The organism is Streptomyces sp. NPDC093225, assembly GCF_044753805.1.
Classification (GTDB): domain Bacteria; phylum Actinomycetota; class Actinomycetes; order Streptomycetales; family Streptomycetaceae; genus Streptomyces.
The window spans coordinates 222,991-249,980 of sequence record NZ_JBIVNX010000005.1 but is presented as its reverse complement, the minus strand read 5'-3'; the positions used below and the strand labels follow the sequence as shown (position 1 = coordinate 249,980).

Sequence of the window (26,990 nt, the reverse complement as noted above, 5' to 3'; positions counted from 1 at the left end):
TGGGGCTTCGCCCTGGCCTTCGGCCACCCCTGGCCCGGGCCTGCCTCCGGACCAGCCTGCCACCCCTGTCAAGCGCCTCCCCCACACACCACGGGAACCACCGGCACCGCCAAGGTTTCGGCCACCCGGGTCGGGCTGCGGGTCGGGCGCACCTTCGTTCAGTCGGGCTGCATATATCGGCTTGCGGTATATGCTGGCTGACATGGGTACCAAGGACATGACGCGCGCGGCGTTCTTCATCCTGACCGCGCTGGCCGACGAGGCCCGGCACGGCTACGGGATCCTCCAGGAGGTCGAGGAGCTGTCGGAGGGCGACGTCGTCCTGCGGGCCGGCACCCTCTACGGGGTCCTCGACCGGCTCGTGAACGACGGCCTCATCGCGCTCGACCGCGAGGAGGTGCAGCAGGGCCGGCTGCGCCGCTACTACCGGATCACCGAGGACGGGGCGGGCGCCCTGGCCGCGGAGGCCGGGCGGATGGCCGCCGGGGCGCGGGCGGCGGTCCGCCGGCTCGGTCGCGGGCGGGCTCCCGGGCACCCGGGCGGGGCGGGGGCCACCGGGACGCCGCGCTGGGGAGGTGCGGTGTGACCACCCTCCTCGAACAGCGCTACCGCGCCGTGCTCCGGATGCTGCCCGCCGACTACCGCGCCCGGTGGGAGGAGGACATGGTCGACACCTACCTGTGCGGGGTCGAGGAGGACGAGCAGGAGCTGCGGCGACCGAGCCTCGCGGAGACCGCGAGCATCGCCGCGCTCGCCGTGCGGATCCGGCTCGGCGCGTCCGGCTCCAGCCCCCGGCGGGTCGAAGCGGGCGAGGCGATCCGGCAGTTCGCGCTGATCAGCGTCCTGCTGCAGGCCGCGGGCGCACTGACGTACACGGCCCTGGGCCTGCGCGTCGCCGGCGCCGCGCAGGGCTCCGGCGACGGGGGTTGGTCGGCGACGTTCGGAGCGGACCCGCTGCAGGTCACGGTGGGGCTGCTCCCCCTGCTGTGGGCCGCCGGGTACGCCGCGCTGGTGGGCGGACGGCGGCAGGCGGCCCGGGGGCTCGTCGCCCTGGCCGCGCTGCCGACGCTGAAGCCGCTCGTGGTCCAGCTGACGGGCGGTCCGGCCGTACTGACGGCCGAGGCGTTGGCGGCCTGGGCCGCGGTGGCGGCCGTCTGCTGCGGGTTCCACTGCGAGGCCCCGCGGACCCGGCTGCCGTTCCTGCCGCCGGGGCTCGCGCTGGCCGGAGCGGGTGTGGCGGTCGGCGGGGCGGTCGTCGCGTGGCCCATGGTCGCGGATCCCGCCTGGGGGCCGGGCTGGGTCGTGGTGGCCGCCGCGGCCGCCCTCCTGCTCGGCCGCCTGCGCGCGCCCGAGCGGGTGGCTCCGGCGACGCTGTGGGCCCTGGGCGCGGCCGGCGTCTGCGTCCTGCTGTCGCGCGTCGACACGCTGCGGTTCGTGGTCGGCGCGGGCGTGGGCCCGGGTCTGGCCGTGCCGTGGGCCGCGCAGGCCGGGGCCCTGGCCCTGGCGGTGGCGGCGCTCTGCGTCAGCGCGGCGCGGGCGCGCCGGGGCGTGCGCAGCCCGGCGCCCTGACCCCGTGACGTGTGGGCCGCCTCAAGCACCGAGGGGACCCACACACCACGGGACCCGTCCCGTCCCGTCACGCCGCGCACCCCTCAGGTGAGGCGGCGCGGGAGCCGCAGGCTCAGGGCGACCGTCACCGCGACCAGGCCCAGCTGGCAGACCAGCACGGCGGCCAGGGCGGTGCGCATGCCGTACGCCGGCACCAGGGCGAGGAAGAGGGAACCCAGCGTGGCCACTCCGAGGGCCAGTGCGGACTGCTGGCTGGTCACCATGACACCGCTGCCCACGCCGGCGCGGTCGGCGGGCACGTCGGCGAGCACGACGCGGAAGAGGACCGGCAGTTGCAGGCCCTGGCCGAGGCCCGCGAGCGCGACCGCCGGGGCCAGGTCGAGGACGTCCAGGTCGGGCCAGCCGTGCCAGGCCGTGGCCACGAGCAGGGCCAGCCCCGCGCCCTGCAGCAGGCCGCCGACGGTCACGACCCGGGTGCCGTAGCGGGCGACCAGGCGCGGCCCGGCGAGCGAGGCGAGGAAGAACGCCACCGCCATCGGCGCCAGGGCCAGGCCCGCGTCGACCGGCCCCAGCCGCAGCCCCTGCTGGAGGGCGACGGCCGCGACGAACATGAACCCGCCGAACCCGACGGAGAACGGCAGGACCAGGGCCAGCCCGCGGCGCAGCGACACCAGCCGCAGCAGGCTCGGCGGCACCAGCGGGACCTTGCCGGCCCGGTCGGCGTGCCGTTCCGCCAGGAAGAACCCGGCGGTGGCGAACGGCCACAGGGCGAGCGCCACCCAGGTCCACAGCGGCCAGCCGACGGTGCGGCCCTCGGCGAGCGGGACGAGCAGGGTGGTCAGCGCGAGCGCGAGGAGCAGGGTGCCCGGTACGTCGACCGGGGCGGGGCTCGCGCTGCGGGTCTCGGGCACCGTGCGGGCCAGGAGCAGGCCGAGGCCGGCGACGGGGACGTTGACGAGGAAGATCGCCCGCCAGCCGGTGCCGGCCAGGTCGGCGGAGACCAGGACGCCGCCGAGGATCTGGCCGGCCACCATGGCGAGGCCGGCCGTGGCCCCGTAGAGGCCGATGGCCCGGGCCTTGCGCGTTCCGTGGGTGGCGGCCTGGATGGTGGCCAGGACCTGCGGCAGCATCAGGGCGGCGGCCGCGCCCTGGGCCACCCGGGCGCCGACCAGGCTCCAGGCGTCGGGGGCGAGTCCACAGGCGAGCGAGGTCAGGCCGAAGGCGGCCATGCCGGCCGCGAAGAGCCGCCGGCGCCCGAAGCGGTCGCCGAGGCGGCCGCCCAGGACGAGCAGGACGGCGTACGCCACGCCGTAGCCGGCCACCACGAGTTCGAGGAGGGCGGGGCCGGCGGCCAGGTCGTGGTCGATGGTGGGCAGGGCGACGTTGACGATGAAGAAGTCGATCAGCGGCAGGGCCGCCCCCACGAGGAGGGTGAACAGCCCGAGGGAGCCCAGGGAGCCCAGGGCGTCGGGTGCGCCCGGGGCGGCCGACGGAGCGGTGCGGTCCGCGGTGCCGGGGCCGGGGCCGGCCGGGGCGGTCGTCGTACGGGCCACGGCAGCGGCCGCGGCGGAGGTCGTCGTATCGGTCACGGGACCATGGTCGACTTCTTCGGAACCTGGTACCAGAGGGTGCTTATCCTGGTACTGGAGCTACCCGTATCAGGAGCACCTGGTGCGGGCCCGCAGAGCGCGCACGCTGGGAGCATGGCCACGATGACGCAGCAGCAACCGCCCTCCGAGGCGGCCACGGCAGTACGGGACAGGGCACCGGACACGGTACGGGACGCCGCCCGCGCCGAGCGCGAGGTGCGGCGCCACGAGCTCGCCGCCTTCCTGCGCAGCCGCCGCGAGCGGATCACCCCCGAGTAGGTCGGACTCCCCCGCGGCACCCGCCGGCGCACGCCCGGGCTGCGGCGCGAGGAGGTGGCGCACCTGTCCGCGGTGGGGGTGACCTGGTACACGTGGCTGGAGCAGGCCCGGGACATCCAGGTCTCGCCGCAGGTGCTCGACGCACTGGCGCGGGCGCTGCTGCTGGACTCGACCGAGCGGGCCCACCTGTTCGCCCTGGGCGGCGCCGCCGACCCGGCGCCCGGTGGGCCGTGCCCGACGGTGACCCCCGAACTGCAGGAGCTGTTGACGCAGTTGGAGCCGCTGCCGGCCTGCGTCCAGAACAGCCGGTACGACATCCTCGCGTACAACCGGACGTACGGGCGCCTGCTGCGCGACATGGACGCGCTCGACCGCGAGGACCGCAACTGCGTGCTGCTGACCTTCACGGACCCGGCGTGGCGGGCCTCGGTGGTCAACCTCGACGAGATGATGCACACGATGGCCGCCAAGCTGCGGGCCTCGATGGCGGAGCACCTGGCCGAGCCGACGTGGAAGTCGCTGCTGGCGCGGCTGCAGGGGATCCCCGAGTTCGCGGAGATCTGGGAACGGCACGAGGTGCTCGGGCAGGGGCTGCGCACGAAGCGCTTCCGCAACCCCGACGTGGGTGAACTGCGCCTGACCGTGACCAACCTGTGGCTCGGCCCGTCGGCGGGGCCCCGGTTGATGACGTTCGCCCCGGCCGACGAGGAGTCGCGTGCAGGGCTGGAGGGGTTGCTCGCGCTGGCGGTGGCGGCGCCGTCCGCCCTCTGAGCGGCCCGCACCGAGGGGCGCCTCGAACCACCGGCCCGGGCCGCCCCGCCCCGAACCGCCCGCCCCGGGCCGGGCCCTCGCGGCCCGCGGCGGTCGGGGCGGTCGGGGCGGCCCGGGGCGGCCCGGCCTCAGCAGATGCGCGGGAGTTGTTCGCCGACCGGGAGGTCGATGACCCGGGTGCCGCCGAGGGCCGTACGGGCCACCAGCAGGCCGGGGTGCTCGGCCACCGCCTCGCCGATGACGGCCGCGTGCCGGCCCAGCGGGTGGGCGCGCATGGCGTCGAGGACCGCGTCGGCGTGCTCCCGGGGCACGAAGGCGACGAGCTTGCCCTCGTTCGCCACGTACAGCGGGTCGAGGCCGAGGACGGCGCAGGCGTTGGCGACCGCGGGCGGGACCGGGACGCTGCCCTCGTGGATCACGACGCCGGTGCCGGCGGCCGCCGCGATCTCGTTGAGCGCCGCGCCCAGTCCGCCGCGGGTGGGGTCGCGCAGCACGTGCAGGTCGGGGGTGACCGCGAGCATCGCCTGGACCAGGCCGCCCAGCGGGGCGCAGTCGCTGACCACGTCCACCCCGAACTCCAGGCCCTCCCGCACGCTCATGATCGCCGTGCCGTGCAGGCCGATCTCGCCGCTCACGATGACCACGTCGCCGGGGACCACCCGCTGGGGGCGCAGGTCGACGCCTGCCGGGATCAGGCCGATGCCGGCCGTGTTGACGTAGATGCCGTCGCCGTGGCCGGCCTCGACGACCTTGGTGTCGCCGGTGGCCACCTCGACGCCGGCGGCCCGGGCGGCGGCGCCCATCGCCTCGGCCACGCGGGCCACGGTGGCCGTCTCGACGCCCTCCTCGAGGATGAACCCGCAGGACAGGTACGCCGGTACGGCCCCGCTCATCGCCAGGTCGTTGACGGTGCCGTTGACGGCGAGGTCGCCGATGGAGCCCCCGGGGAAGAACAGCGGCCGGACGACGTAGGAGTCGGTGGAGAACGCCAGCCGGACACCGCCCAGGGTGAGTTGGGCGCTGTCGCCGAGGCCGGCGAGGGCCGGTCCGCCGTAGGCGGGGGCGAAGACGTGCTGGACCAGCTCGGCGGAGAGCGCCCCTCCCCCGCCGTGGCCCATCACCACGCGCGGGTGGTCGCGCAGCGGGGCGGGGCAGGTCCAGCCGGTGATGTCGAGCGGTGCGGTGTCAGACAACGGGGGTCGCCTCCATGTCGTCCGTGGCGGCGGGCGTGGTCGCCGCGGCGGGCGCGGCGGTACCCGCCGGCGCCGCGGCGACGGCCACGGACGCGGCTGCGGGTGCGGGCGTGGGCGTGGATGCGGGCTGCGGGGCGTCGGCCCGGCGCGGCGGGGCCAGGTCCAGCCGCCGGTAGAGGTAGTACGCCGCGCAGGCGCCCTCGCTGGAGACCATCGTGGCGCCGAGCGGGGTCCGCGGGGTGCACAGGGTGCCGAAGGCCTCGCACTCGTGCGGCTTGATCAGCCCCTGGAGGACCTCGCCGCTGCGGCACTCGGCCGGCTCGCGGGTGCTGATGTCGGTGACCGCGAAGCGGTGTTCGGCGTCGTACTCGCGGTACCGGTCGGACAGCCGCCAGCCGCTGTCCGGGATGGTGCCGATGCCGCGCCAGGCCCGGTCGGTGACCTCGAAGACGTCGGCCAGCATGGCCAGGGCGGCGGGGTTGCCCTCGGGGCGGACGGCGCGCGCGTACGCGTTCTCCACCCGGTGCTGCCCGCGCTCCAGCTGCCGCACGGCCCGCCGTACGCCTTCCAGGATGTCCAGCGGTTCGAAGCCGGTGACCACGACGGGCACCCGGTGGCGGGCGGCGAGCTCGGGGTACTCCGCCGTGCCCATCACGCTGCACACGTGCCCGGCGGCCAGGAACCCCTGGACCCGGCAGCTGGGCGAGCGCATGATCGCCTCGATCGCCGGGGGGACGCGGACGTGGGAGACCAGCAGGCTGAAGTTGCGGATGCCCAGCTTCTTGGCCTGGTGCACCGTCATGGCGTTGGGCGGGGCGGTGGTCTCGAAGCCGATGCCGAAGAACACGACCTGCTTGTCCGGGTTCTGCTTGGCGATCTTGAGCGCGTCGAGCGGCGAGTACACCACCCGTACGTCCCCGCCCTCGCCGCGGACGCGGAAGAGGTCCTTGCCGCTGCCGGGGACCCTGAGCATGTCGCCGAAGGAGCAGAAGACCACGTCGGGGCGGGCGGCGATGGCCAGCGCCTTGTCGATGACCTCCAGCGGGGTGACGCACACCGGACACCCCGGCCCGTGGATCAACTCGACCTCGGCGGGCAGGAGTTGATCGATACCGTGGCGGATGATCGTGTGCGTCTGGCCGCCGCAGACCTCCATCAGCGCCCACGGCCGGGTGACCGTGGCGCGGATGTCGTCCAGCAGCCGGCGGGCGAGGTCCGGGTCCTGGAACTCCTCGATGTACTTCACTGCCGCTCCGCCTCCGTCGCCGCTCCCGCACCGGCGGGCGACGCCGCCGGACCGTCCTCGAAGGGCCACGCGGGGCCGCCGGCCTCGGCGGCCGCGAGCTCCCAGGGGTCCCCGAACTCCTCCTGGAGCATGCCGAGTTCGGCGAACAGCTCCAGGGTCTGCTTCGCGGAGGCCTCGTCCAGTCGCTGCAGCGCGAACCCGACGTGCACGATGGCGTACTCGCCGACCTGAAGGTCCGGCAGGTACTCCAGGCAGACCTCCTTGACCACCCCGCCGAAGTCGACGGTGGCCATGCGGGTGCCGTCCCGCTCGCCGATGTCAATCACTCTGCCGGGTACCGCCAGGCACATGGCATCCTCCTCGTTCCGTGGTCGCCGCTGGGGCGCGTCCGTCCGATCCGGCCGGGCCCTGTCGGGCGGCCGCCACCATGAGTTGGCCGAGCGCCAGGCCGCCGTCGTTGGGCGGCACCTGCCGGTGGCGCAGCACCGTGAACCCGGCCCCGCGCAGCGACCGCGCGCAGGCGGTCGACAGCACGGTGTTGCAGAACACCCCGCCGGTCAGGGCGACGGTCTCCAGTCCGTACCGGTCGCGGGCGGCCTCGCCGAGCTCGAGGACCAGTCCGGCCACCGCGCGGTGGAAGCGGGCCGCGATCACCGGGGCAGCGGTGCCCCGGCGCAGGTCCGCGACGACCGCGGCCAGCAGGGGGGTCGGGTCCGCCACGAACGGGCGTGCCGCGACGGGTGCGTCGCGGCCGTCCTCGGGGGCGGGGTGGCGCAGGGCGAACCGGTAGCCGGGGCCGTCGTCCGCGTCCGCCGCCGCCAGTGCCGCGGCCTCCAGCTCCACCGCGGCCTGCGCCTCGTACCCGGCGAGGTGGCAGATCCCGGTCAGCGAGGAGACGGCGTCGAACAGCCGGCCCATGCTGGAGGTCGGGGCGCAGTTGAGGTCCCGCTCCAACTGGCGCCTCAGCACGGCCAGTTCGTCGGGCGGGCAGGCTGCCGTGCAGGGCAGGTCGGGCGCCCAGTCGAGGCCGGCGGCCCACAGGTGGGCCAGTGCCATCCGGTAGGGCCGGCGCACGGCGGCGTCGCCGCCCGGCAGCGGGACGTACGCCAGGTGCGCGAAGCGCCGGTAGCCGCGGTAGTCGGCGAGCAGCACCTCGCCGCCCCAGACCGCCCCGTCGTCACCGTAGCCGGTGCCGTCGAAGGCGACGCCGATGACCGGGGCGGCACCGTCGTGGCCGTGCTCGGCGAGGGCGGCGGCGACGTGCGCGTGGTGGTGCTGGACGCGGACGAGCGGCCGGCCGGCCGCGTGCCGCTCGGCGAGGCGGGTGGACCGGTAGCCGGGGTGCAGGTCGGCGGTGAGCAGCCCGGGGGTGACGCCGGTGATGGACTCCAGCTGTCGCTCGGCGCGTTCGTGGGCGGCCTGGGTGGCGAGCGAGTCCATGTCGCCGATGTGGGCGGACAGCCAGGCCTGCCGGTCACGGCCGAGGCAGAAGACGTTCTTGAGGTCCCCGCCGACCGCGAGGGTCGCCGGGACCGGCACGGGGAGGGTGAGCGGCAGCGGCGCGTGGCCGCGGGAGCGCCGTACGAGCAGCGGCGCGCCGTCGCAGACCCGGACCACCGAGTCGTCGCAGGGCACGTGGATGGGCCGGTCGTGGGTGAGCCAGGCGTCCGCGATGCCGGCGAGCCGCTCCAGGGCCTCGGCGTCGTCGGTGACGATGGGCTCGCCCGACAGGTTCGCGCTGGTCATGACGAGCAGTCGGGGGCCGGGCGGATCTCCGGGCAGGCCGAGCAGCAGGTGGTGCACGGGCGTGTACGGGAGCATGAACCCGAGGTCGGGGCAGCGCGGGGCGACCTCGTCCGCGATCCTCGGCTCCGTCGGGGCGCCGGGGGCCGTCGGGCCGGCGGCGCGCCGCCGCAGCAGGACCACCGGGCGGACCGCGCCGGTGAGCAGGGCCCGCTCCTCGGGGCCGACCGCCGCCAGCCGCTCGACGGTCGCGAGGTCGGGTGCCATCAGCGCGAACGGCTTGTCGCCGCGGCCCTTGCGGCGGCGCAGCTCCGCGACCGCGGCGGGCTGCGACGCGTCGCAGGCCAGGTGGTAGCCGCCGAGGCCCTTCACGGCGAGGACGGCGCCCGCGGCGAGCAGCCGGCGGGCTCCGGCGACCGCGTCGCTGCCGGGGTCCTCCCGGGGCGGGTCGCCGGCGAGCAACCGCAGCCGCGGCCCGCAGGCCGGGCAGGCGACGGGCTGGGCGTGGAAGCGCCGGTCGGCGGGGTCGGCGTACTCACGGGCGCAGTCGGGGCACAGGGGGAAGCCCGCCATGGTGGTGTGCGCGCGGTCGTACGGCAGGGCGGTGACGATGGTGAACCGGGGCCCGCAGTGCGTGCAGGTGATGAACGGGTGCCGGTGGCGCCGGTCGGCCGGGTCGGCGAGTTCGGCGAGGCAGTCGGCGCAGGTCGCGGTGTCCGGGGCGACGAGCGTGCGGGCGGCGCCCTCGGTGCGGGAGGCGACGATGGTGAAGCCGGTGGTGCCGGCGGTCGGCAGCTCGCTGTGCTGGACGGCGTCGACCACCGCCAGCGGGGGCGCGTCCGCAGCGAGCCGCTCGCAGAACTCCCGTACGGCGGAGGCCGGGCCCTCCACCTCGGCGACGACGCCGTCGGGGGTGTTGGTGACGTGTCCGGCGAGGCCGAGGGCGGTCGCGCGGGTGTACACGTAGGGGCGGAAGCCGACCCCCTGGACGACGCCGCGCACGGTGACGCGGCGGCGCCGGTGGGCTTCCGCCGGTGCGCCGGTCACTCAGTGTCCGTGCGCGTGGGCGTGGGCGTGCCGGTCGGTGCGGGGGCGGCCGGCCATGACGGGGACGTGGGCGGGGGTACCGGCGCCGAGGGCCAGCGCGCGGTCGAGGAGCGTGCCCAGGCCCGTGCCGCGGCGGGCGGAGGTCAGGACCACCTCGACGCCCGGGTTGACCTGCTCGACGTTGCGGCGGAAGGCCGGCTCGTCGAACTCCGCGGCGGCCGCCAGGTCGTGCTTGGTGACCAGCACCAGGTGGGCCAGCCCGAAGGCCGTGGGGTACTTGAGCGGCTTGTCCTCGCCCTCCGTGACGGAGGCGAGGACCACGCGCAGGTCCTCGCCCAGGTCGTAGGAGGCGGGGCAGACGAGGTTGCCGACGTTCTCCACGAACAGCAGCCGGGTGTCGGCGGGGAGCCAGCCGTCGAGGTGGCGGCCGAGCATGTGGGCCTCCAGGTGGCAGAGGCCGTCGGTGAGGACCTGCTTGACCGGGACGCCGGATCGGGCGAGGCGGACCGCGTCGTTCTCGGTGGCGAGGTCGGCGGTCAGGGCGACGGTGGTCACGCCGCGCCGCCGCGCCAGGCCGAGTTCGCGTTCGAGGAGCTCCGTCTTGCCGCTGCCGGGGCTGGAGAGCAGGTTGACGGTGGTGGTGCCGGCGGCGGTGAGGCGGCTGCGCAGGGCGTGCGCGGCCTCGTCGTTCTTGGCGAGCACCGCCTGTTTCAGGTCGACCGTTCGGCACATGGTTCAGCGCTCCTCGGGGAGGGGTTCGCGGTGGCGCGCGCGGGCGGGTACGTCCGGCGCGGCGCGGCCGGACGCGGGGACGGGGGCGGGCTCGCGGTCGGGGCCGGCTCCGGGGGCGGGTCCGCGGGCGGGTTCGTCGTCCCAGGTGACGCCGGCGATCTGGAGTTCACGGCCGGTCCGCAGCTCGGTCCCGGCCGCCGAACCGCAGTCGGGGCAGCACAGGTCGGGCGGCATGCCGACGTCCCAGTCGGCGGCGCAGGGCCGGCAGTGGGCGCGGGCGGGCACCGGCTCGGCGACCAGGGCGGCGCCGGCCAGCACCGTGTCGGCGCAGGCGAGTTCGAAGCAGAAGGCCAGTGCGTCGGGGACGACCCCGGCCAACTCCCCCACCTGGAGGCGGACCTCGCTGACGGCGCGTGCGCCGGCGGCGTGGGCCGCCTCTTCCACCTGGGCCACGACGGCCATGGCGATCGACATCTCGTGCATCGGACTCCGTCCTGCCGCCGCTCATTACACCGGCAGGGCGGGTCGGATGCCGCCGGGCTCGCCGTCGCGCCGTGCGCCCCGTACTCCGTTCGGCGGGCGGCGGCGGTCGGCGGTCGGCCCGGCGCATCGGGTCCGGCGCGCCGGACCCCGCGCGCCGGACCCGGCGCGTCAGATCCTGCGCATGTGCAGGTACCGCCGGAGATCGGGCAGCTGGGACGCGAACACGACGGCGAGCGCGGCGAACACGGCGCCGGCGAAGACCTTCTTCACGGTGTCTCCTTCAGTTCTCGGGGAGTCCGGCGGGGGTGCACGGCTCCGGTGCGGCGGCGGGTCGCCCGGCGGCCTCGTCCAGGAGGTCCAGGACCATCCGTACGGCCTCCGGCACGGCGGCCGCCACCGGCTCGCTCAGCCCGATGCCCTCCGCCAGGGAGGCCGGTTCGCAGCCGACGACGAGGATCCGTCCGGGCGGGCTGCCGCCGGTGCCCGCGCACAGGGTGCCCAGGAGGGCGAGCACGGTGTCCGGGGACATCTGGTGGCCGTCGAGGACGGCGGGCCGTTCCGTCTCCACGGTGGTGCGTCCGGGGTCCTCGACCTCGATCAGGTAGAGGGTGCCGGGCTCGCCGCCGCGGGCGGTGGCGTCGACGAGGACGAGGGTGTCGTAGCCGTCGAGCAGCTGGTAGGCGAGGTGCACGCCGCGCACGCCGAAGTCCACCGCCTCGGCGCCGCCGGGCAGCTGGCGTCCGGCCAGGGCGCGGACGGTTTCCACGCCGAAGCCGTCGTCGCCGAGGAAGACGTTCCCGATGCCGGCGACCAGGGTCCGACCGCTCACGCGTCCTCCAGGGGGGCGTCCGGCCGCGGGCCGTCCGGCAGCGGGGTGACCTCGTCGGGCTGGAAGTAGAGGAAGCGGCCCTGCTCCCGGCGGATGTCGGCGCCGGGGTCGCCCTCGACCGTCACCGCCAGGTGGACGACCCCGTCGACGTCGTGCAGGACGGACTCGACCAGGGCGGCGCGGCCCGCCAGGAACAGGTCCTGGGCGTCGGTGCGGCGCAGTCCGGGGCGCAGGAGCACCCGGCTGCCCTCGCCGACGAGGACGCCGTCGACCAGGACCCGGTCGGGCGGCGGGCCGGCCGGGGCGGCTCCGGCGGGGTCCCACCAGGGGGTGTCGGGCCGGAACAGGTCGGGGTCCGCGGCGTCCGACGGGCCGTCGGCGTCCTCGCCCGGCACCCGCCGCGGGCCGCCGGTGTCCGGCGGCGTCCGGGCGGTGTCCTCGCCCGTGGCGTCGCCCGTGACGTCGCGCAGCGAGCGGACCGCACCGTGCAGGCGCTCCAGCACCTCCGGGGGGAGGGAGTCGGCGAGGTCGACGACGGCGGCGGCCCGGGCGTCGGTGCCGCGTGCCTCGCGCTTCTCCTGTTCGGTGAGGGCCGCGGTGCGCAGTGCGAGGATCTCGTCGATCTCGGTGGCGTCGTACATGGCCCCGGCGCTCTCCGGGGCGATGGCGGGGTGGTCCTCGAGGATGATCGGCGAGGACAGCACGACGTCCGACCGGCCCGGCGCGCCGGCCAGCACCGGCCAGGTGTGCCGGTTCTCGCAGGCGGCCACCGCCGCGCGGGCCCATTCCGGCGGCGCGGTCATCGAGAGGAACGATCCCGAGCTCAGGCCGAGCAGCAGGTGCGCGGCGACCAGCGACCGGGGCAGCGCGGCGTCGCGGTCGGCGGCCTCGGAGGCGCCGTCCGGCGCCCAGGAGCTGGTGTTCTCCACCGTGGCGGTGAGCCGGAACGCCCGGTAGGGCACGTCGAGTTCGGCGGCCCGCAGCCGTACGGCGCCCTCGACGGGCGCGGCGCGGCGGACGAGCCGGCCGACGGTGCGACCGGCGGCGTCGTGGACGGGTTCGGTCTCCTCGCGGGCCGGCCGGGCGAACGGCAGCAGGAGTCCGTCGCCGAGCAGGTCCGCCACCGGTACGGCGAACTCCACCCGCTCCTCGGCGCCCTCGTCCCAGGGGACCAGCACCCGGTCGGGCAGCTGGAGTTCGGCGGTGTCCTCGAACCCGCCGTCGGGGAGCGCCTGTTGGACGGTCCGGCGCAGGGCGTGCAGGAAGCGCAGCTCGACGGCGAGCACGGCGTCCGTGCCGCGGGGTTCCATGAGCAGCTCGGTCCGCGAGGTCGAGTGCTCGCCGTGCGCGGGGCCCCACGCGGGCGGCACCAGGACGCCGAACTGCCAGCGCAGCCGGTTCTTGGCGGCGGAGGCGCGGTACGGGTAGAGCACGTACCCCTCGAAGAGGACGGCGTCGGCGACCTGGCGGGCGTGCGCGAACCCGGCCGTTCCGGGGGGTGCTGTGCGGGGGGCGGGGGCGGTCGTGGTGCGGGTGGTGGTCATGGCGCGGGCCTCTCGCCGCCGGTCCGGGACAGGATGGCGCCGAGCCGGTGGGAGCGCGCCGGGTCGCCGGGCCGCGGGGGTGCGGCGCCGGGTGGGGGGACGGACTCGGCCGCGGCGGCGCCGTCGAGCAGGGCCCGTACGGTCGACTCCCAGGACGCCAGGGAGTGCCGGGAGCGGTAGGCGAGCAGCGCGTCCATGGTCTCGCGGGGCAGCTTCAGCCAGCCGCAGCCGGGGAAGTGCTGCTCGACCATCTCCCGCCAGACCGACACCGGGAGCCGGAAGGCCGCCTCCCGGTCCCAGGGCACGGGCGCGACCTGGAAGCCGCCGGGGCCGGTGAAGGCGGTGCCCGAGAAGAGCAGGAGCAGCGGGGCCGCGCCGTCGCGCAGGGCGTCGAAGTAGCGGGCGGACGAGATGTCCATGTCGTACGTGCACGGCACCGGCATGTCGACCTCGGTCTCCCCGGTGAACCCCGGGACCATCAGGGCGACCTGGGCGAACTGGAGGGGGTTGAGGGTGGTGCCCCAGCGGGAGCGCTCGCCGAACAGGTCGGTCAGCCCCTCGGCCTCGGCGGGGCCGTAGGAGCGCCGGGCGGGTTCGATGCGCAGTTGGCAGCGCAGGGCGAGGGCGTGCACCCGGGTCTGCGGGGGCCCGGTGATGCGCAGCCGGAAGACCAGGGTGGGGCCGGCGGCGTACGGGTCGGCGGTCACGCCGGTGCAGGCGAAGGTGAGGTCGGTCACGGGCGGGCCGCCCCCGTCCGGGTCGGGGCCGTGGTGTCGGACGTCGCCGGGGCGGCCGTCGCCGGGGGCCGCCGGGTCGCGGTCCCGCTGGTCGCCGCGTCCGGGCCTACCGGGCGGGCCCGGTGCTCGACCCGGTCGAAGAACTCCGCCAGGGCGGCGCGGGCTTCGGCGCCGCCGTCGAAGCCCTGCCACAGCAGGCGCATGCGGCCCACCAGTTCGTAGCAGATGTCGACGGGTACGAGATGGCAGCTGGTGCGACCGTCCGTACGGCGCAGCAGCAGGGCCTCCACGTCGGGCCTGAGGAGTCCGGCGAGCGGGCCGGCGTCCAGGACCGACTGCCAGACGTCGGGGTCGAGTTCGTTCTCGGTGGCGCCCGCCGGGCTCGGGTAAAGCGCCACCGGCCGGTCGAGGGCGGAGTTGCGGAAGAGGAAGGCCACGCCCACCGGGATGCGCAGGAGCTCCCACGCCCCCTCGTCCAGCCGGTGGTCCGGGTCGGCGAGGTAACGGTCGGGCACGGCCCGGTAGCGGCCGGTGGCCGCGCCGGGCCGGTCGAAGAGCGTCGCGCAGGCCCGGCAGGCGCACACCAGCGCCCGCCGCTCCGTCTCGACCACGTGCCGGTGACCGTCGCCGGCCACCGGCGTCCCGCACAGCTCGCACACCTCCGGTCGCGGTGGGCGCGGTCCGGTGAACCGGCGCAGCCCGCCCCTTCCGAGCGGGCTCGCCGTGCGCGGTGCGGCGGCGGTCACCGGACCCGCGCCGGGGCCGGGGGCCGGGTGCCGATCTGGAGCAGGGGCTGCCGCGGCCCGGTGCTCCCGGCGGGTTCCAGTTCGACCGAGGTCACCTCGGGCACCAGGGCGGCGACCGCGTCCTCCAGCGCGCGCCGCGCGGCGTCCGGGTCGGTGGAGCCGCAGCCGCAGCCGCCTCCCGCGGCGGCCCTGCGGAGCCTCAGCACGCCGTCGGCCTCGTCGAACGCGGCCAGTTCGACCGGTTCCGGCGCGGCGGCCAGCACCCGGCCGATGCGGGTGTGGACGTCCTCGGGGTGCAGGTCGTGCAACGCCAGCAGCCCGCCGACGAGTTCGTCGTCGAGCAGCCGGGCCGTCCGGGCCGGGTCGAGGGCGGCGACGAGGCGGGCGAGGCCGGCGCCGTAGAACTCCATGAGGACGCGTACGAGTTCCTCGGCGGCCGCGAGGGCGGGGCGGTCCCCGCTCTCGGCCAGGCCGTCGAGGATCTCCTCCACGCGGCGCCCGGCCTGCCGGGCGTCGGGTACCGTGCGCGCGCTCATCCGCCCAGCCCGCTCAGGCCGGTGGGGACGTGCAGCTGCTTGACGGTCTTGCCGCCGCCGACGTACATGTGCACGCCGCACGGCAGGCAGGGGTCGAAGCTGCGCACGGCGCGCATGATGTCGATGCCCTTGAAGTTCTCCGGCGGGTTCTCCTCGAAGATCGGGGTGTTCTGCACCGCGTCCTCGTAGGGGCCCGGCGTGCCGTAGGAGTCGCGGACGCTGGCGTTCCACGGGGTGGGCGGGTACGGGTGGTAGTTGGCGATCTTGCCGTCGCGGATGACCATGTGGTGCGAGAGCACGCCGCGCACCGCCTCGGTGAAGCCGCAGCCGATGGACTCGTCCGGGACCTCGAACTTCTCCCAGGTCTGGGTGCGTCCGGCGCGGACCTCGGCGAGGCCCTTCTCGGCGCAGTGCAGCGCGATGCCGGCCGCGTAGGCCTGGAAGTACGTGCGGGCGCGGTTGCGCTCCAGCGCGTTGCTCCACTTCGGGATGCGCCACTCGAAGGTGGTCTCCGGCTTCGTCATCGTGCGCGGCAGGTTGATGACGACGCTGTGCCCGGTGGCCTTCACGTACCCGACGTCGACCAGGCCGGACAGCGCCGTCGACCAGAGCCGGGCGATGGGCCCGCCGCCGGTGTCGAGCGCCAGGTGGTCCTTGCCGTCGAACCAGCGCGGCGACATCACCCAGCTGTACTTGTCGTCGAAGTTCCGCTTCTGCGGGGCCGGGATGGTGTGCTGGTTCCACGGGTGGCGCGGGTCGACCGGGTTGCCGAGCGGGTCGTGGGTGACGAACTGCTCCCGGCCCTCCCAGTCGTCGTAGTACGAACTGCCGAGGAGGATGCGGATGCCGAGGTTGATCTGCGTGAGGTCGTTGGTGACCAGCTTGCCGTCCACGACCACGCCCGGGGTGACGAACATCTTCCGTCCCCAGTCGGTCATGTTGGCGTACGTGAAGTCGCAGTGGTCGGGGTCGTTGAGGGCGCCCCAGCAGCCGAGCAGCACGCGGCGCCGGCCGACCTCCTCGTACCCGGGCAGCGCCTCGTAGAAGAAGTCGAAGAGGTCGTCGTGGAGCGGGACGACGCGCTTCATGAACTCGACGTACCGCATGAGGCGGCTCATGTAGTCGGTGAACAGCTGCACCGAGGCGACGGTGCCGACGCCGCCCGGGTAGAGGGTGGAGGGGTGCACGTGGCGGCCCTCCATCAGGCAGAACATCTCCCGCGTGTAGCGGCTGACCTGGAGCGCCTCGCGGTAGAACTCGCCCTCGATGGGGTTGAGGGAGCGCATGATGTCGGCGATCGTGCGGTAGCCGTGCTCGGCGGCGTGCGGGGCCTCGGTGCGCTCGGCCAGTTCCAGGACGCCCGGGTTGGTCTCGCGGACCATCTTCTCGCAGTAGTCGACCCCGACCAGGTTCTCCTGGAAGATGTTGTGGTCGAACATGTACTCCGCGGACTCGCCGAGGTTGATGATCCACTCGCCGAGGTGGGGCGGCTTGACCCCGTACGCCATGTTCTGCGCGTACACCGAGCACGTGGCGTGGTTGTCGCCGCAGATCCCGCAGATGCGGCTGGTGATGAAGTGCGCGTCTCGGGGGTCCTTGCCGCGCATGAACACGCTGTAGCCGCGGAAGACCGACGACGTGCTGTAGCACTCGGCGACCCGCTTCTGCTTGAAGTCGATCTTCGTGTGGATGCCGAGGCTGCCCACGATCCGGGTGATCGGATCCCAGGCCATCTCCACGAGGCCGTTGCCGTCTCCGGCCGTTTTGGTCTTCGGGGTTGTCATCGTCTGTGCCGTGAGCCTTCCGGGGTGCGGGAGTTGCGGGGCGAGCTGGTGCGGGGAGGTGCCGGGGTCACCACGGCGGGCGGTAGCCGGTGGCGAGCTTCGGGCCGGTGCGGCGCCACTTGGGCTCCTCGTCCACCGTGTGGAGGGTGATCGAGCGGAGCCTGCGGACGACCGCTCCGTACGCGCCGCTGGCCTTCGTCGACACCTTGGCGCCGGGCGGCTCGTCCATGAACGGCATGAACTTGTCCGGGAAGCCGGGCATGGTGCAGGCGATGCAGATGCCGCCGACGTTGGGGCAGCCGCCGACGCCGTTCATCCAGCCCCGCTTGGGCACGTTGCACTTGACGACCGGGCCCCAGCAACCGAGCTTGACCAGGCACTTGGGCGAGTCGTAGGTCTCCGCGAACTGGCCCTGCTCGTAGTAGCCGGCCCGGTCGCAGCCCTCGTGCACGGTCTGCCCGAACAGCCAGGTCGGGCGCAGCTTGTCGTCGAGCGGGATCATCGGGGCCGAGCCGGCCGCCTGGTAGAGCAGGTAGGTGAGCGTCTCGGAGAAGTTGTCCGGCTGGATCGGGCAGCCCGGGACGCACACGATCGGGATGCCGGCCTGGGACTTCCAGTCCCAGCCCAGGTAGTCGGGCACGCCCATGGCTCCGGTGGGGTTGCCCTCCATGGCGTGGATGCCGCCGTACGTGGCGCAGGTGCCGATGGCGACGACGGCCAGGGCCTTGGGCGCGAGCCGGTCGATCCACTCGCTCGTCGTGATGGGCTGGCCGGTCTCCGGGTCGTCGCCGAAGCCGCACCAGTACCCCTCCTGCTTGATCTGCTCGTTGGGGATGGAGCCCTCGACGACGAGCACGAAGGGGTCGATCTCGCCGCGCTCGCCCTTGAAGAACCATTCGATGAACGTGTCGGCGCCGCCGACCGGTCCGCACTCGAAGTCGATCAGTGGCCAGTGCACCTGGATCTTGGGCAGCCCGGGCAGCGCGCCCGTCACGATCTCTTCGATGGTCGGCTGCATGGCCGCGGTCAGCGCGACGGAGTCCCCGTCGCAGCTCAGGCCTGCATTGATCCAGAGGACGTGGATCGGAGGGGCGTCGGCCTCGACCGGCGTTGCTGCGTCCATGCGGGGTTCCTCCTCGGGGAGGGTGGTGGGGGACGGACCGCCGTGGGCGGCCTACCTTTCTTGCTAACAGGACGGCGGCGCGAGCGCCCCGTCATGTACGGCCGGTCCGGTGACCCGGGCCGGTGAGGTGGGGCGGGGTCGCGGTGGGGCGTTCCTTGCGCACGAAGGCCCGTCGCAGGGCGTGGTAGGGCGCTTCGGGGTCGTCGAAGACGGCCCGCATCCGGGCCAGCTCGTCCGCCCGGTACGCGGCGAGGGGCCGGGTGGCCTCGTCGCGCTCGCGCTGCGCCTTCTTGGCGGCGATCCGGGCCTGGGTGCCGGGTGCGGCCGCCAGCCGGGTGGCGAGCGCCGCGGTCCGCTCGGCGAAGGCCCCGGGCGCGCAGGCGACCGTACGGTCGACCAGGCCGGCGTTCCGGGCGGCGGCGGCGCTGACCGGCAGGGCGTCGGCCGTCAGCCGGGCGGCGGCCGCGTCCCCCACCCGGCGCGGCAGGGTGTACGTCCAGTACTCGGAGCCGTACAGGCCCATCAGGCGGTAGTGCGGGTTCAGGACGGCGCCGGCCCGGCACCAGACCTCGTCGGCGGCCAGCGCGAGCATGGCGCCGCCGGCGGCGGCGTTGCCGCCCAGGGCCGCGACCACGAGGCGGTCCGTGGTGGTCAGGACCGCCTCGACGAGGTCGTCGATGGCGTTGATGTTGGCCCAGGACTCGGCTGCCGGGTCGGCGGCGGCCTCGATGACGCCGAGGTGGATGCCGTTGGAGAAGAAGTCCCGGCCACCGCCCAGGACGAGGACGGAGGTGGGGCGGGTGCACGCGGCCCGGTAGGCGTCGAGGAGCCGGCGGCAGTGCGCCGTGCTCATGGCACCGCCGGGGAACGAGAAGGTCAGGAACCCGGTCGCACCGTCCTCGCGGTAGCCGATGTCGGACCAGGTGCGGCGGCCGCGGGCGGAGGTCGGCGGGGCCGGGCGCTCGGGCAGCGGCGGCAGCAGGTCGCCGAGCGCGAGGGTGGCGGGGAGCTTGACCGGGACGGGGCCGCCCGGGACGCGGGGGGCGCGCAGCTCCGGGATCCACACGGCGCCGTCGGTGGTGGCCCGGCAGATCGCGCCGGCCCGGGTGGCCAGGAGCTCCCCGGGACGGCCGCGCAGTCGGTCCTCGGGGTGGCCGCCGTGCAGGTACCAGGGGGTGCCGAGCAGGTCGTCGAGGACGCCGGGCCGCGAGTCGGCGGCCCGCAGGACGCGCAGGACGCGCTCGGTAGGGTCGGCCTCCCAGTCGATGCGCCGCTGCTCCTGGCGGACCGCCGGGCGGACGTGGCCGGCGTCCTGGGGCCGGGGGACGTACGTACCCGAGGCGAAACGCTCCACGGCCTCGAGGACCGCCTCCAGGGCCGCGTCGGCGATCTCGCCGCGGTAGAGGTCGCTCTTGCCGGCGGGGGGCAGCGGGCAGTCGGCCGAGGCCCAGACGTCGCCGCCGTCCATTTCGGCGTTGGCCTGGAGGACGGTGACGCCCCAGCGGGCCGCCCGGTCGTGCAGGGCGTGGTCCAGCGAGGAGGGGCCGCGGTCGCCCGGGGGCCCGGGGTGGACGATGAGGCAGGTGCGGGCCGACCAGACCTCCTCCGGGAGGGCGGTGCGCAGCATCGGCGCGATCACCAGGTCCGGGTCGTGGCGGTCCACCGCCCCGGCGAGGGAGGTGCCGGGCAGCGCGAGCTCCACGGCGACGCGGTGGCCGTGGTCGCGCAGTTCGGCGTGGACCCGCTGGGTCAGGCTGTTGAAGGCGCTCGCGACGAGCAGGATGTGCACGTGGTCTCCCGGCGGCGGCCGGTGCCGGGTCGCGCGGGGCGGGCCGGCCTTGCGGATGGGACGCGGGAGGGGGCCGTCTCCGGCCCGTTCCGCGTGACCGGGGCATGACCGGCCGCCAGCGATGATTCCGGGGTGGTGGGCGCGGCGCGGCGGAGCCGGGCAGCGGGGTCACCCGAAAGCGGGGGGTCGGCAGGGCCGGTCGGCGGGGGTGCCGGAGCCGGATGCGGCGGTGCGTCCTTGGCGGATGCGGATGCGCGTGGAGGTGCGGATGCGGTGCCGTGCGTTGCGGGGCAGGTGTGCCCGTGCGTGTCGGGGGCAGCAGCGGTGCATGGCCTTCCAGCACCCTGCGGAGCGCACGGACGAGGCGCGCGGCAACCGCTTCGAGCGGTTGGCCGAGCTCGCGTCCAACTTCACGAGCTCCTCGGTCTTCTCCCTGGTGTGCGTCGCGCTGGTCGCCGCCTTCGTCGTGGTGCACGTCGCGGGCCTGGGGCTGGAGTGGCAGAACATCGCGGGGGACGCGATCGGGGCCGTGTCCCTGCTCCTGCTGGCGCTGCTGAAGAACTCCGAGCGCCGTGCCGAGCACGCGATCCAGCGCAAGCTCGACGCCATCGCCGCCGCGTTGCTGGAGCAGCAGCGGGGGCGCACGGGGCGGGCGCACGAGGACCTGGAGTCGGCCATCCGCATGGAGGAGAAGCTCTAGGGGTGTCGCCGGACGCGGACACGGACGCGGGACGGGGGATCCGGCGCGGTGCAGTACGCCGTGTCCCCCGTCCCGGTCGGTTCCGGCGGGGCGGCCGCCGGGGTTGGGGAGGGTCGGTCAATGGTGCGAAGGGCGGCTCCTTTCGGTCGGATCCGGGCCGAGGGGGTCGGTTCCGAGGGGGTCGGGTCCGGGAGGGTGGAGGCTGAGGAGGCCGGTTCCCGGAGGTCGGCGTGGAGGGTGCGTCGGATCGGGGAGGGTCGTCGTGGACGGGTGGGTTCGGGTCGTTCCGGTGAGGTGGATGTCCGGTCGGGTCAGCAGTGGGAGTGGCTCGGGTCGGGGTGGTCGGAACGGGTCGGGTGGTCGGTCGGTCGGGGTGATCGGGTCGGGGGTGTTCGGGCCAGGTCGGTCGGGTCAGGGGTGGGAGGGGGTAGGGGAGGGTCAGCCGTGGTCGGGGTGGGCGGGGTCGGGGGCGGGGTGGTTCATCCCGCTCATGTGGTCGGAGTGGGTCGGGGACGGGTCCGAGGGGTGGCCGTGGGCGGGGGCGGCGTCGAGGCGGCCCCCGACGCGGGCTTTGAGGGGGGTCAGGGCGGCTTCCGGCCGGGCGGTGACCACCCAGCGGTCGCCGACCAGGTACGTACCGCCGTACGCGCGGGCTTCGGTCAGCCAGGCGCGCAGGCCGCTGCCGGTGGCGAAGGTGACCAGCCGGTAGGCACCCCGGCCGGTCCGGCACTCGCCCTGGCGCAGTTCGTCGGCGTCGACGCTGACGGTGGGAGTGCAGCCGAGGGCGGTGGCCAGGGTCTGGAGGCCGGGCGGGCGGGCCGTCGGCCGGGCGGCCGTCGCCGGCTCCCGGACCGGCTCACGGGCCGCCGTCCGGGACGGCTCACGGGCGGCGCAGCCGGGGAGGAGCAGCGCGGTGGCGAGCAGGGCGACCGCGGCGCGGCCGGTTCCGCGGGAGGGGGCCACGGCCGTCGCTCCTATCCGGCCGCGGGGGCCTTCTTGCCGGTGTCGGTGATGGCGAACCACAGGCCCTGCTTGCCGTGGCCGTTGGTGTCGCCGGGCTTCTTGTCCCCGGTGAACCAGTAGACGGGCCAGCAGTTGATGGTGAGCTGCATGGTCCCGTCGGGCCGCTTCACCGATCCGATGAGTTTCTTGGCTATTCCCGACACCTTTTCCGCGTCCACCGGCTTCGCCGGTTTCCACGTATTCACGCAGGCGCCGACGCAGCCGATTTTCATGGGCCAGGCGCTGTCCTTGTCGAATCGGTACAGGGTCATTCCGGAGGCCTCGGCCACGAGATTCCCGAAGCGCGGGTCGCGGAACACCGAGAGTTCGGCGCCGCTCTTGGAGCCCATGTTCATGTCCTCCATTCCCGTGTCGCTGCCGCTGCCGCTGCCGCCGCTGCTGCCGCCCGCCGCTCCGGCGTCCTTGGCCTTCTTGCCGTCGGGTGCGAGCGCGTGCCACGTGCCGCCGACGCCCTCCCCCTTCGCCTCGCCCGGCTTGGTGTCCTTGGCGTAGCGGTACACGGGCCAGCCGCCGAGGGTGAGCTGGCGGGTGCCGTCGGAGCGGAGCACCTCGCCGAGAAGGGCGGCGTCCACGCCGGCCGCGGCGGTGGCGTCCCCCGCGGGGACGGGCGGCCAGGCCTCGGCGCAGTCGCCGTCGCAGGCGGACCGGGGCGGCGCGGCGCTGTCCTTGTCGAAGCGGTAGAGGGTGGCGCCGGCGCCGTCGGTGACCACGGTGCCCACGCCCGAGATCTCCCGGGCGGCGAGCTTGCCGGCCGGCTCGCCCTTCCCGGCGGCGTCCGCGTCGCCGTACCCGGAGCCGGTGTCCGACCCGTCGGAGCCGGACCCGTAGCCGTCGGCCGATCCGTATCCGGATCCGGAGCCGGAGCCGTATCCCGAACCGGCCGCCGCGTCCTTCGCCGCGCCGACGCCGCCCTGCTGCTGGACGGAATTGCCGACCGGGGCCGCACGGTCTCCGCCGGCTCCGCAGCCTGCGGTGAGCAGGAGCACGGCCACTGCCGATCCGGCGATGATTCCGCGGCGCTTGTCGTCGTCCATCGTCTTCTCCTCCGTATTGCGAACGTCTCTGGCCTCGAGCGTCTCCACCCGGCGGACGTCCTTTACTGCTGGGGAAATTCATACGGGAGTTCCGGTGCCGGTTGCGAGAATCGCGGCGGAATTTATCAGATCCCGCCAACATTGAACTCGCGGGCTCCGGCACCCGTTTCCCGCGTCATTCCTGCATGCGCAGGGCGAGCGCCGGACAGCGGCGTACGGCGCGCAGTGCGCGGGCCCGCTGGCGCGGGGGCACCGGCATCGAGGCCTGGGCCGGGAAGCCGTCGGGGTCGAGGTTGACGACGTCGGGGAGGACGTCGGCGCACAGCCCGTGGCCCTTGCAGAGCGTCCAGTCGACGACGAGCTGCTGGCGGCCCTCCGGCTCCGGTGGCGCGGCGTCCGGGGGCAGCGGGAGGGCCCCGAGCACGGCGCGGCCGCAGCCGCGCCCGTGGGCGTGGTCGTGGAACTCGTCGGCGAACACGGCGAGCGCGGAGGCCACGAACGCGGCGGTGCCGTCGGGATGGCTGCACGCGCCCCTGCGCCGGACCGCCCGCATCCGCGCCTCCAGGTCCCCGAAGGCGCGCCGGTCGCCGACGAGGGCGTCCTCCAGCCGCCGCGCCAGGGCCGGCAGGCCGTTGGCGCAGGGGCCGCACTGCCCGGCCGACTCGCCGGCCATCCAGCGGGTCACGCGCGCCACCTCCCCCGCCGGGCAGGTGTCCTCGGGCAGCGGCAGCACCGCGCCGGCCCCGAGCACGGCGTCGTACGCCGACAGCGACTGCCGGGAGACCAGGGCGGCGTTGGCGTCGCGCGGGGTCAGCCATCTGCCGTGGTAGCCGCCCACGAGGACGCCCTGGCCGGCGTCCATGCCGCTCTGCCGCAGGACGTACGGCAGCGGTACGCCGGTCGGGGTCTCGACGACGACCCGGCCGGCGATGGTGAGGAGCAGGGTGCCGGGTTCGTCGGGCAGGCCGGCGGCCCGGTAGGCGAGGGCGCCGAGCCGGGCGGCGACCGCGAGCTGGGCGAAGGTCTCGGTGTTCGACAGCAGGGTGGGCAGTCCGCCCAGGCCGCGGTCGCTGGTGCGGACGCGACGGCCGGCGGGCACCGCGGCGGCGCCGCTGATCCCGGCCACGAGCGCGGTGCCCTCACCGGTGACGAACCGCTCCGGCAGCCGCACCACCCGCAACCGGACGGCCGCGGGCCCGCGTTCGGCGATGGCGGCGCTCGCGGACTCGTGGACGTCGGACCGGGTGACGCCGACCACCACCTCCTCCGCGCCCAGCGACTCGGCGGCCAACTGGGCGCCGTCCAGGACCAGATGGGGTACGTGGAGCCAGAGGGCGGTGTCCTTGAGGCAGGCGGGTTCGCCCTCGCTGCCGTTGACCACGACGTTGCACCGGCCCTCGCGGGAGGCCGTCGAGCGGGTCACGGCCTGCACCTTGCGGGCGAACGGGAACCCGGCGCCGCCCCGGCCGCGCAGGTCGACGTTCTCGGCCAGATCGGCGAGTTCGTCGGGGCGGAACCGGGGCGGGGAGCCGTGCTGGGTCAGGTGCCCGACCCGGTCCAGCCGGCCGGTGCGGTCGAGTCCGGCGAGCAGTCGGGGTGGCCCCACGGAGCCGAGGGCGGGCCGGGGTTCGTACACCGCGGTCACCGTCCCGGACCGCGGACGAGGCGGGGCGCGGGGCCCGGGAAGGCCCGGTCCGGGCCGGGCTGGGGTGGGATCAGGTTCGGCTGGACGGGGATGGGTTGGGTCTCGATGAGGTCCGCCCGCGCGTCTCCGGTGCCGGGCCGGGAGTCCGCCAGGGGGATCATGGGGACCGCGGGTCCGGGCGGCACTCCGATCAGCGGCGGTCGCGCGTCCGGCGCCGCGGCCGGCGTGTCGGCCCGGGTCGGCGCGGCGGCGGGCGCCGCAGCGCCGGCCGGGGGTCGGGCCGTGCCGGCGGCGCCGCGCAGCCGGTTCCGGACCCGCAGCGCGACGAGGAACGCGGCCGCGGCCAGGCAGAGCATGTACGAGGTGGTCACCCAGTCGGCGGCCGCGCGGCCGGCGCGCAGCCCGTGCACCAGGGCCGCGCCCCAGGCCGGGTACGCGCCCGTGTGCAGCACGCGCCACCACACCGAGCGGCTGCGGGTGGCGAACGCGCTGCGCAGCGCGCCGGAGGCGGCCACGGAGACGAAGAGGTAGCCGGCCAGGGTGCCCAGACCGATGATCAGCGGACGGTCCCGGTCGGCGAAGGGCACGACCGCGGAGGCGGCCACCGTGGTGCCGCCCGCGATCTTGGCCCAGATGTGCAGGCCGAGGAAGCCCAGGCCGGACACCGCGAGGGCGCGGTGCACGCCCTGCGCGAGGAGCCGGTGGCCGGAGTCCAGGACGGTCCGATCGGTGGCCGCCAACCCCCACAGCACCGCGGCGGAGAGCGAGACGAGGGAGAGCACCCCCGCCCCGAAGTCGAGGAACTCCCATATGCGGGTGAGCGCCCCGGCCCGGGCCGCCACGACCAGGACGAGGACGAGCGCGGCGCCGGCCGCGTACCGGGGGCCGCGCGGCGCGCGCCCCGCCGCGGGGGCGAGGGACAACGGCGGGCGCCGGACGGCCCGCCGGCCTGCGGTGCGGGCGGCTCCGGCGTGCCGCCTTCGGCGGCTGGCGCGGTGAGTTCGCGGCGGGTGCGTGTGGGACAGCGGCATCGGGTCTCCCGTGCGCCCCGCGTACCGAGGCTCCACCTCACGCTCGGCACCACGGGGGGATAGTGGTCGGTACTGCGCGGCGGTGCCGGCAAGTCCGGCAGCTCGGCCGTCGGAGTGGCAGAAGCATCGTGGAGCTTCGCAACGCGACCACAGGATTTATCTAAACGTGACAACTTCTTGCGGGCGTGTCGCCATGACATCGTGTAACCACGGAGGATTCCGTTCCAGTGGTGCGGCAGGGACGGGTGATCCCCGGGGTTGCCGCCCACTCCGTTCCACGGTGGCGCGACGCTGCGCAGCCGCGGGACAGCCAGTGGTGGGCTACCTCTGGGAGGGAGTGATGAGGCCTCAACTTCCCCGCCGGACATGACCGGTTCGGCGAGGGAGCCCACCTCGACGGGCCTGCCGCCTTTCCGCTCGGGCAGGCCTCACCCGGCATGAACGAGGTAGCGATGTGCGAACTTCTCAACCGCATCTGGTCCCGCCCGCGCGGCGAGTGGCGCCGTGTGCTGCGCAGGGAACTCCCGGCTCTGGCCGGCGAGATCGTGGAGGAAATGCTGCACGGATCGCCCGCACTCCCGGCGGGCGTCGAAGACATGGACGACGAACTGCTCCGACACGCACTGGAGGAGGCCCTGCTCGTCGCGCTGGGTTACCAGCGCCCGTCCCCGCGGCGACACGAGGACCTGGACACCGCGTCCGTGGACGCCGACCCCGCTGAGGCTCCCGAGGGATCGGCCGGCATACGGGGCGCGGGCGGAGTGCGGAGCTCGCACGGGGTACGGGGCGCGGACGCGCCCGATGCCGTCCCCGAACACGCCCGGGCCGACCACCCGGGCCCGCAGGAGGCCCGCGGACACGAGTCGCCCGTCGTGCCCGACCGGGCGCGCCAGGAGCTCTTCCACGCGCTGACGGGCGACCCGGGGCTCACCGACATCCAGTTGGCCGAGCTCGCGGACGCCGCCGGCTGGACCCAGCCGCCCGCCCTGCGGGCGATCGCCCTGGCCACCCCCGGCGAGGCCCAGCAGCTCGCCGCCGTCCTGGACGACGGTCTCGCCGGACTGGTGGGCGGACAGCCCTGCCTGCTGGTGCCGAGCCCCGAGGCGGACGACCGCACCTCCGTGGAGGCCGCCCTGCGCGGCCGGTTCGCGGCCGTCGGACATCCCGTACCACCCCGCGAGACCGCTTCTTCCCTGCGCTGGGCGATGCGGCTGCTCGCCCTCTCCCCCACCCGGGCCGGCATGGAGCCGCGCGCCGTGTTCGTCGACGACCACCTCTCGACCCTCCTGCTGCTGCAGGACGAGCCGCTGGCCCATGCGCTGGCCGCCCGCTGGCTGCAACCCCTCGCCGACCTGACCCCGCGGCAGAGCGAGCGCCTGGAAGTCACCCTGCTCGCCTGGCTGGAGGGCGGCGGCGCCCCCGAGGCCGCCAAGGCCCTGAGCGTCCACCCGCAGACCGTGCGCTACCGGATGCGCCAGCTGGAGAAGCTGTTCGGCCCGGGCCTGCGCGACCCCCGCACCCGCTTCGAGCTCGAGATGGCCCTGCGCAGCCGCCGCCTGATGGCCGAGGTCCGGCGCCAGCACACCCGGGTGGGCCGCCGAATGCGGCCCGTGACGGCCGAGTTCCGCCCGCTGGGTTCCGTACAACTGGCCCGCGTCAACGGGCTGTAGGAGCGAGCAGCTCCGTCCACGGCGACCGTGCCCTTCTCCCGACCGCTCACGGGGGAAGGGCACGGTGCTGTCGTGGCCGGCCCGCCCCGGAAATCGCGCCGCGGTCGTGCGGAGTGCCGTCCCGTGCACCCGGGCGGCGGTCCTGCG

Annotated in this window: 24 protein-coding genes and 1 pseudogene; 5 read left to right on the top strand and 20 right to left on the bottom strand. The window is 75.3% G+C overall.

The window, feature by feature from the left end; all coding sequences use genetic code 11:
• Positions 1 to 217 precede the first annotated feature (217 nt).
• Positions 218 to 586 carry a PadR family transcriptional regulator gene (locus ACIQCH_RS08060; protein ID WP_402579171.1) on the top strand — a complete coding sequence of 123 codons (369 nt, stop codon included), beginning with the start codon at positions 218 to 220 and terminating at the stop codon, positions 584 to 586.
• Positions 583 to 1,569, top strand: coding sequence for a hypothetical protein (locus ACIQCH_RS08055; protein ID WP_402579147.1), 987 nt, complete (start codon positions 583 to 585; stop codon positions 1,567 to 1,569). The genes ACIQCH_RS08060 and ACIQCH_RS08055 overlap by 4 nt, the downstream gene beginning before the upstream one ends.
• Positions 1,570 to 1,652: 83 nt before the next feature.
• Here the strand turns inward: ACIQCH_RS08055 and ACIQCH_RS08050 are convergent, their stop codons facing one another.
• A complete protein-coding gene (locus ACIQCH_RS08050) occupies positions 1,653 to 3,158 on the bottom strand; it encodes an MFS transporter (protein ID WP_402579145.1) in 1,506 nt (501 codons plus the stop codon).
• A 123-nt stretch (positions 3,159 to 3,281) separates the two neighbouring features.
• Here ACIQCH_RS08050 and ACIQCH_RS08045 point away from each other — a divergent pair.
• A pseudogene (locus tag ACIQCH_RS08045) lies at positions 3,282 to 4,208 on the top strand (helix-turn-helix transcriptional regulator).
• Between the two features lie 128 nt (positions 4,209 to 4,336).
• Here ACIQCH_RS08045 and hypE read toward each other — a convergent pair.
• From hypE to ACIQCH_RS07970, 15 genes are all read right to left on the bottom strand, one after another.
• Positions 4,337 to 5,401, bottom strand: a complete 1,065-nt coding sequence (gene hypE, locus ACIQCH_RS08040; protein ID WP_402579143.1) for a hydrogenase expression/formation protein HypE — start codon at positions 5,399 to 5,401, stop codon at positions 4,337 to 4,339.
• Positions 5,394 to 6,647 carry a hydrogenase formation protein HypD gene (gene hypD / locus ACIQCH_RS08035; RefSeq protein WP_402579141.1) on the bottom strand — a complete coding sequence of 418 codons (1,254 nt, stop codon included), beginning with the start codon at positions 6,645 to 6,647 and terminating at the stop codon, positions 5,394 to 5,396. The genes hypE and hypD overlap by 8 nt, the downstream gene beginning before the upstream one ends.
• Entirely contained in the window at positions 6,644 to 6,997 is a 354-nt protein-coding gene (locus ACIQCH_RS08030) for a HypC/HybG/HupF family hydrogenase formation chaperone (RefSeq protein ID WP_402579139.1), read from the bottom strand. The genes hypD and ACIQCH_RS08030 overlap by 4 nt, the downstream gene beginning before the upstream one ends.
• Positions 6,966 to 9,437 (bottom strand): carbamoyltransferase HypF, encoded by a 2,472-nt coding sequence (hypF, locus tag ACIQCH_RS08025; protein ID WP_402579138.1) that lies wholly within the window; start codon positions 9,435 to 9,437, stop codon positions 6,966 to 6,968. Before hypF ends, ACIQCH_RS08030 begins: the two co-directional genes overlap by 32 nt.
• Complete coding sequence (hypB, locus tag ACIQCH_RS08020; RefSeq protein WP_402579136.1) at positions 9,438 to 10,169, bottom strand: hydrogenase nickel incorporation protein HypB; 732 nt, start codon at positions 10,167 to 10,169, stop codon at positions 9,438 to 9,440.
• A 3-nt stretch (positions 10,170 to 10,172) separates the two neighbouring features.
• Positions 10,173 to 10,652: a hydrogenase maturation nickel metallochaperone HypA gene (locus tag ACIQCH_RS08015; RefSeq protein WP_402579134.1), complete on the bottom strand. Its 480-nt coding sequence runs from the start codon at positions 10,650 to 10,652 to the stop codon at positions 10,173 to 10,175.
• A 168-nt stretch (positions 10,653 to 10,820) separates the two neighbouring features.
• The gene (locus tag ACIQCH_RS08010; protein ID WP_402579132.1) at positions 10,821 to 10,922 is read right to left on the bottom strand and encodes a DUF6893 family small protein; all 102 of its coding nucleotides are present in this window, start codon (positions 10,920 to 10,922) and stop codon (positions 10,821 to 10,823) included.
• 10 nt (positions 10,923 to 10,932) lie between these two features.
• On the bottom strand, positions 10,933 to 11,481 hold the full coding sequence (locus ACIQCH_RS08005; RefSeq protein WP_402579130.1) for a hydrogenase maturation protease: 549 nt from the start codon (positions 11,479 to 11,481) through the stop codon (positions 10,933 to 10,935).
• Positions 11,478 to 13,025 carry a hypothetical protein gene (locus tag ACIQCH_RS08000; RefSeq protein WP_402579129.1) on the bottom strand — a complete coding sequence of 516 codons (1,548 nt, stop codon included), beginning with the start codon at positions 13,023 to 13,025 and terminating at the stop codon, positions 11,478 to 11,480. Before ACIQCH_RS08000 ends, ACIQCH_RS08005 begins: the two co-directional genes overlap by 4 nt.
• Positions 13,022 to 13,762, bottom strand: a complete 741-nt coding sequence (locus ACIQCH_RS07995; RefSeq protein ID WP_402579127.1) for a DUF6084 family protein — start codon at positions 13,760 to 13,762, stop codon at positions 13,022 to 13,024. Before ACIQCH_RS07995 ends, ACIQCH_RS08000 begins: the two co-directional genes overlap by 4 nt.
• Positions 13,759 to 14,508, bottom strand: coding sequence for a DUF5947 family protein (locus tag ACIQCH_RS07990; protein ID WP_402579125.1), 750 nt, complete (start codon positions 14,506 to 14,508; stop codon positions 13,759 to 13,761). The genes ACIQCH_RS07995 and ACIQCH_RS07990 overlap by 4 nt, the downstream gene beginning before the upstream one ends.
• Entirely contained in the window at positions 14,505 to 15,044 is a 540-nt protein-coding gene (locus ACIQCH_RS07985; protein ID WP_402579124.1) for a hypothetical protein, read from the bottom strand. The genes ACIQCH_RS07990 and ACIQCH_RS07985 overlap by 4 nt, the downstream gene beginning before the upstream one ends.
• Positions 15,041 to 16,828 (bottom strand): nickel-dependent hydrogenase large subunit, encoded by a 1,788-nt coding sequence (locus ACIQCH_RS07980; protein WP_402579122.1) that lies wholly within the window; start codon positions 16,826 to 16,828, stop codon positions 15,041 to 15,043. Before ACIQCH_RS07980 ends, ACIQCH_RS07985 begins: the two co-directional genes overlap by 4 nt.
• A gap of 67 nt (positions 16,829 to 16,895) precedes the next feature.
• A complete protein-coding gene (locus tag ACIQCH_RS07975) occupies positions 16,896 to 17,951 on the bottom strand; it encodes a hydrogenase expression protein HypE (RefSeq protein WP_402579120.1) in 1,056 nt (351 codons plus the stop codon).
• Positions 17,952 to 18,042: 91 nt separating this feature from the next.
• Positions 18,043 to 19,740: an enoyl-CoA hydratase-related protein gene (locus ACIQCH_RS07970; RefSeq protein ID WP_402579118.1), complete on the bottom strand. Its 1,698-nt coding sequence runs from the start codon at positions 19,738 to 19,740 to the stop codon at positions 18,043 to 18,045.
• Positions 19,741 to 20,068: 328 nt separating this feature from the next.
• Here ACIQCH_RS07970 and ACIQCH_RS07965 point away from each other — a divergent pair, with 328 nt between their 5' ends.
• A complete protein-coding gene (locus ACIQCH_RS07965) occupies positions 20,069 to 20,440 on the top strand; it encodes a hypothetical protein (RefSeq protein ID WP_402579116.1) in 372 nt (123 codons plus the stop codon).
• A gap of 438 nt (positions 20,441 to 20,878) precedes the next feature.
• Here the strand turns inward: ACIQCH_RS07965 and ACIQCH_RS07960 are convergent, their stop codons facing one another.
• From ACIQCH_RS07960 to ACIQCH_RS07945, 4 genes are all read right to left on the bottom strand, one after another.
• Entirely contained in the window at positions 20,879 to 21,403 is a 525-nt protein-coding gene (locus tag ACIQCH_RS07960) for a hypothetical protein (RefSeq protein ID WP_402579114.1), read from the bottom strand.
• Between the two features lie 11 nt (positions 21,404 to 21,414).
• Positions 21,415 to 22,497, bottom strand: a complete 1,083-nt coding sequence (locus ACIQCH_RS07955; RefSeq protein WP_402579112.1) for an SCO0930 family lipoprotein — start codon at positions 22,495 to 22,497, stop codon at positions 21,415 to 21,417.
• 175 nt (positions 22,498 to 22,672) lie between these two features.
• On the bottom strand, positions 22,673 to 24,133 hold the full coding sequence (locus ACIQCH_RS07950) for an NADH-ubiquinone oxidoreductase-F iron-sulfur binding region domain-containing protein (RefSeq protein ID WP_402579110.1): 1,461 nt from the start codon (positions 24,131 to 24,133) through the stop codon (positions 22,673 to 22,675).
• A 5-nt stretch (positions 24,134 to 24,138) separates the two neighbouring features.
• Complete coding sequence (locus ACIQCH_RS07945) at positions 24,139 to 25,065, bottom strand: hypothetical protein (RefSeq protein WP_402579108.1); 927 nt, start codon at positions 25,063 to 25,065, stop codon at positions 24,139 to 24,141.
• Between the two features lie 560 nt (positions 25,066 to 25,625).
• Here ACIQCH_RS07945 and ACIQCH_RS07940 point away from each other — a divergent pair.
• A complete protein-coding gene (locus ACIQCH_RS07940; protein WP_402579106.1) occupies positions 25,626 to 26,843 on the top strand; it encodes a PucR family transcriptional regulator in 1,218 nt (405 codons plus the stop codon).
• Positions 26,844 to 26,990 lie beyond the last annotated feature (147 nt).

What these genes read in the sequence shown, in the direction of transcription:
- ACIQCH_RS08000 (WP_402579129.1), bottom strand. Translation starts at nt 13,025, where the DNA reads ATGACCACCACCCGCACCACGACCGCCCCCGCCCCCCGCACAGCACCC.
- ACIQCH_RS08060 (WP_402579171.1), top strand. Translation starts at nt 218, where the DNA reads ATGACGCGCGCGGCGTTCTTCATCCTGACCGCGCTGGCCGACGAGGCC.
- ACIQCH_RS07985 (WP_402579124.1), bottom strand. Translation starts at nt 15,044, where the DNA reads ATGAGCGCGCGCACGGTACCCGACGCCCGGCAGGCCGGGCGCCGCGTG.
- hypB (WP_402579136.1), bottom strand. Translation starts at nt 10,169, where the DNA reads ATGTGCCGAACGGTCGACCTGAAACAGGCGGTGCTCGCCAAGAACGAC.
- ACIQCH_RS08030 (WP_402579139.1), bottom strand. Translation starts at nt 6,997, where the DNA reads ATGTGCCTGGCGGTACCCGGCAGAGTGATTGACATCGGCGAGCGGGAC.
- ACIQCH_RS07980 (WP_402579122.1), bottom strand. Translation starts at nt 16,828, where the DNA reads ATGACAACCCCGAAGACCAAAACGGCCGGAGACGGCAACGGCCTCGTG.
- ACIQCH_RS07955 (WP_402579112.1), bottom strand. Translation starts at nt 22,497, where the DNA reads ATGGACGACGACAAGCGCCGCGGAATCATCGCCGGATCGGCAGTGGCC.
- ACIQCH_RS07965 (WP_402579116.1), top strand. Translation starts at nt 20,069, where the DNA reads ATGGCCTTCCAGCACCCTGCGGAGCGCACGGACGAGGCGCGCGGCAAC.
- ACIQCH_RS07975 (WP_402579120.1), bottom strand. Translation starts at nt 17,951, where the DNA reads ATGGACGCAGCAACGCCGGTCGAGGCCGACGCCCCTCCGATCCACGTC.
- ACIQCH_RS07940 (WP_402579106.1), top strand. Translation starts at nt 25,626, where the DNA reads ATGTGCGAACTTCTCAACCGCATCTGGTCCCGCCCGCGCGGCGAGTGG.
- ACIQCH_RS08015 (WP_402579134.1), bottom strand. Translation starts at nt 10,652, where the DNA reads ATGCACGAGATGTCGATCGCCATGGCCGTCGTGGCCCAGGTGGAAGAG.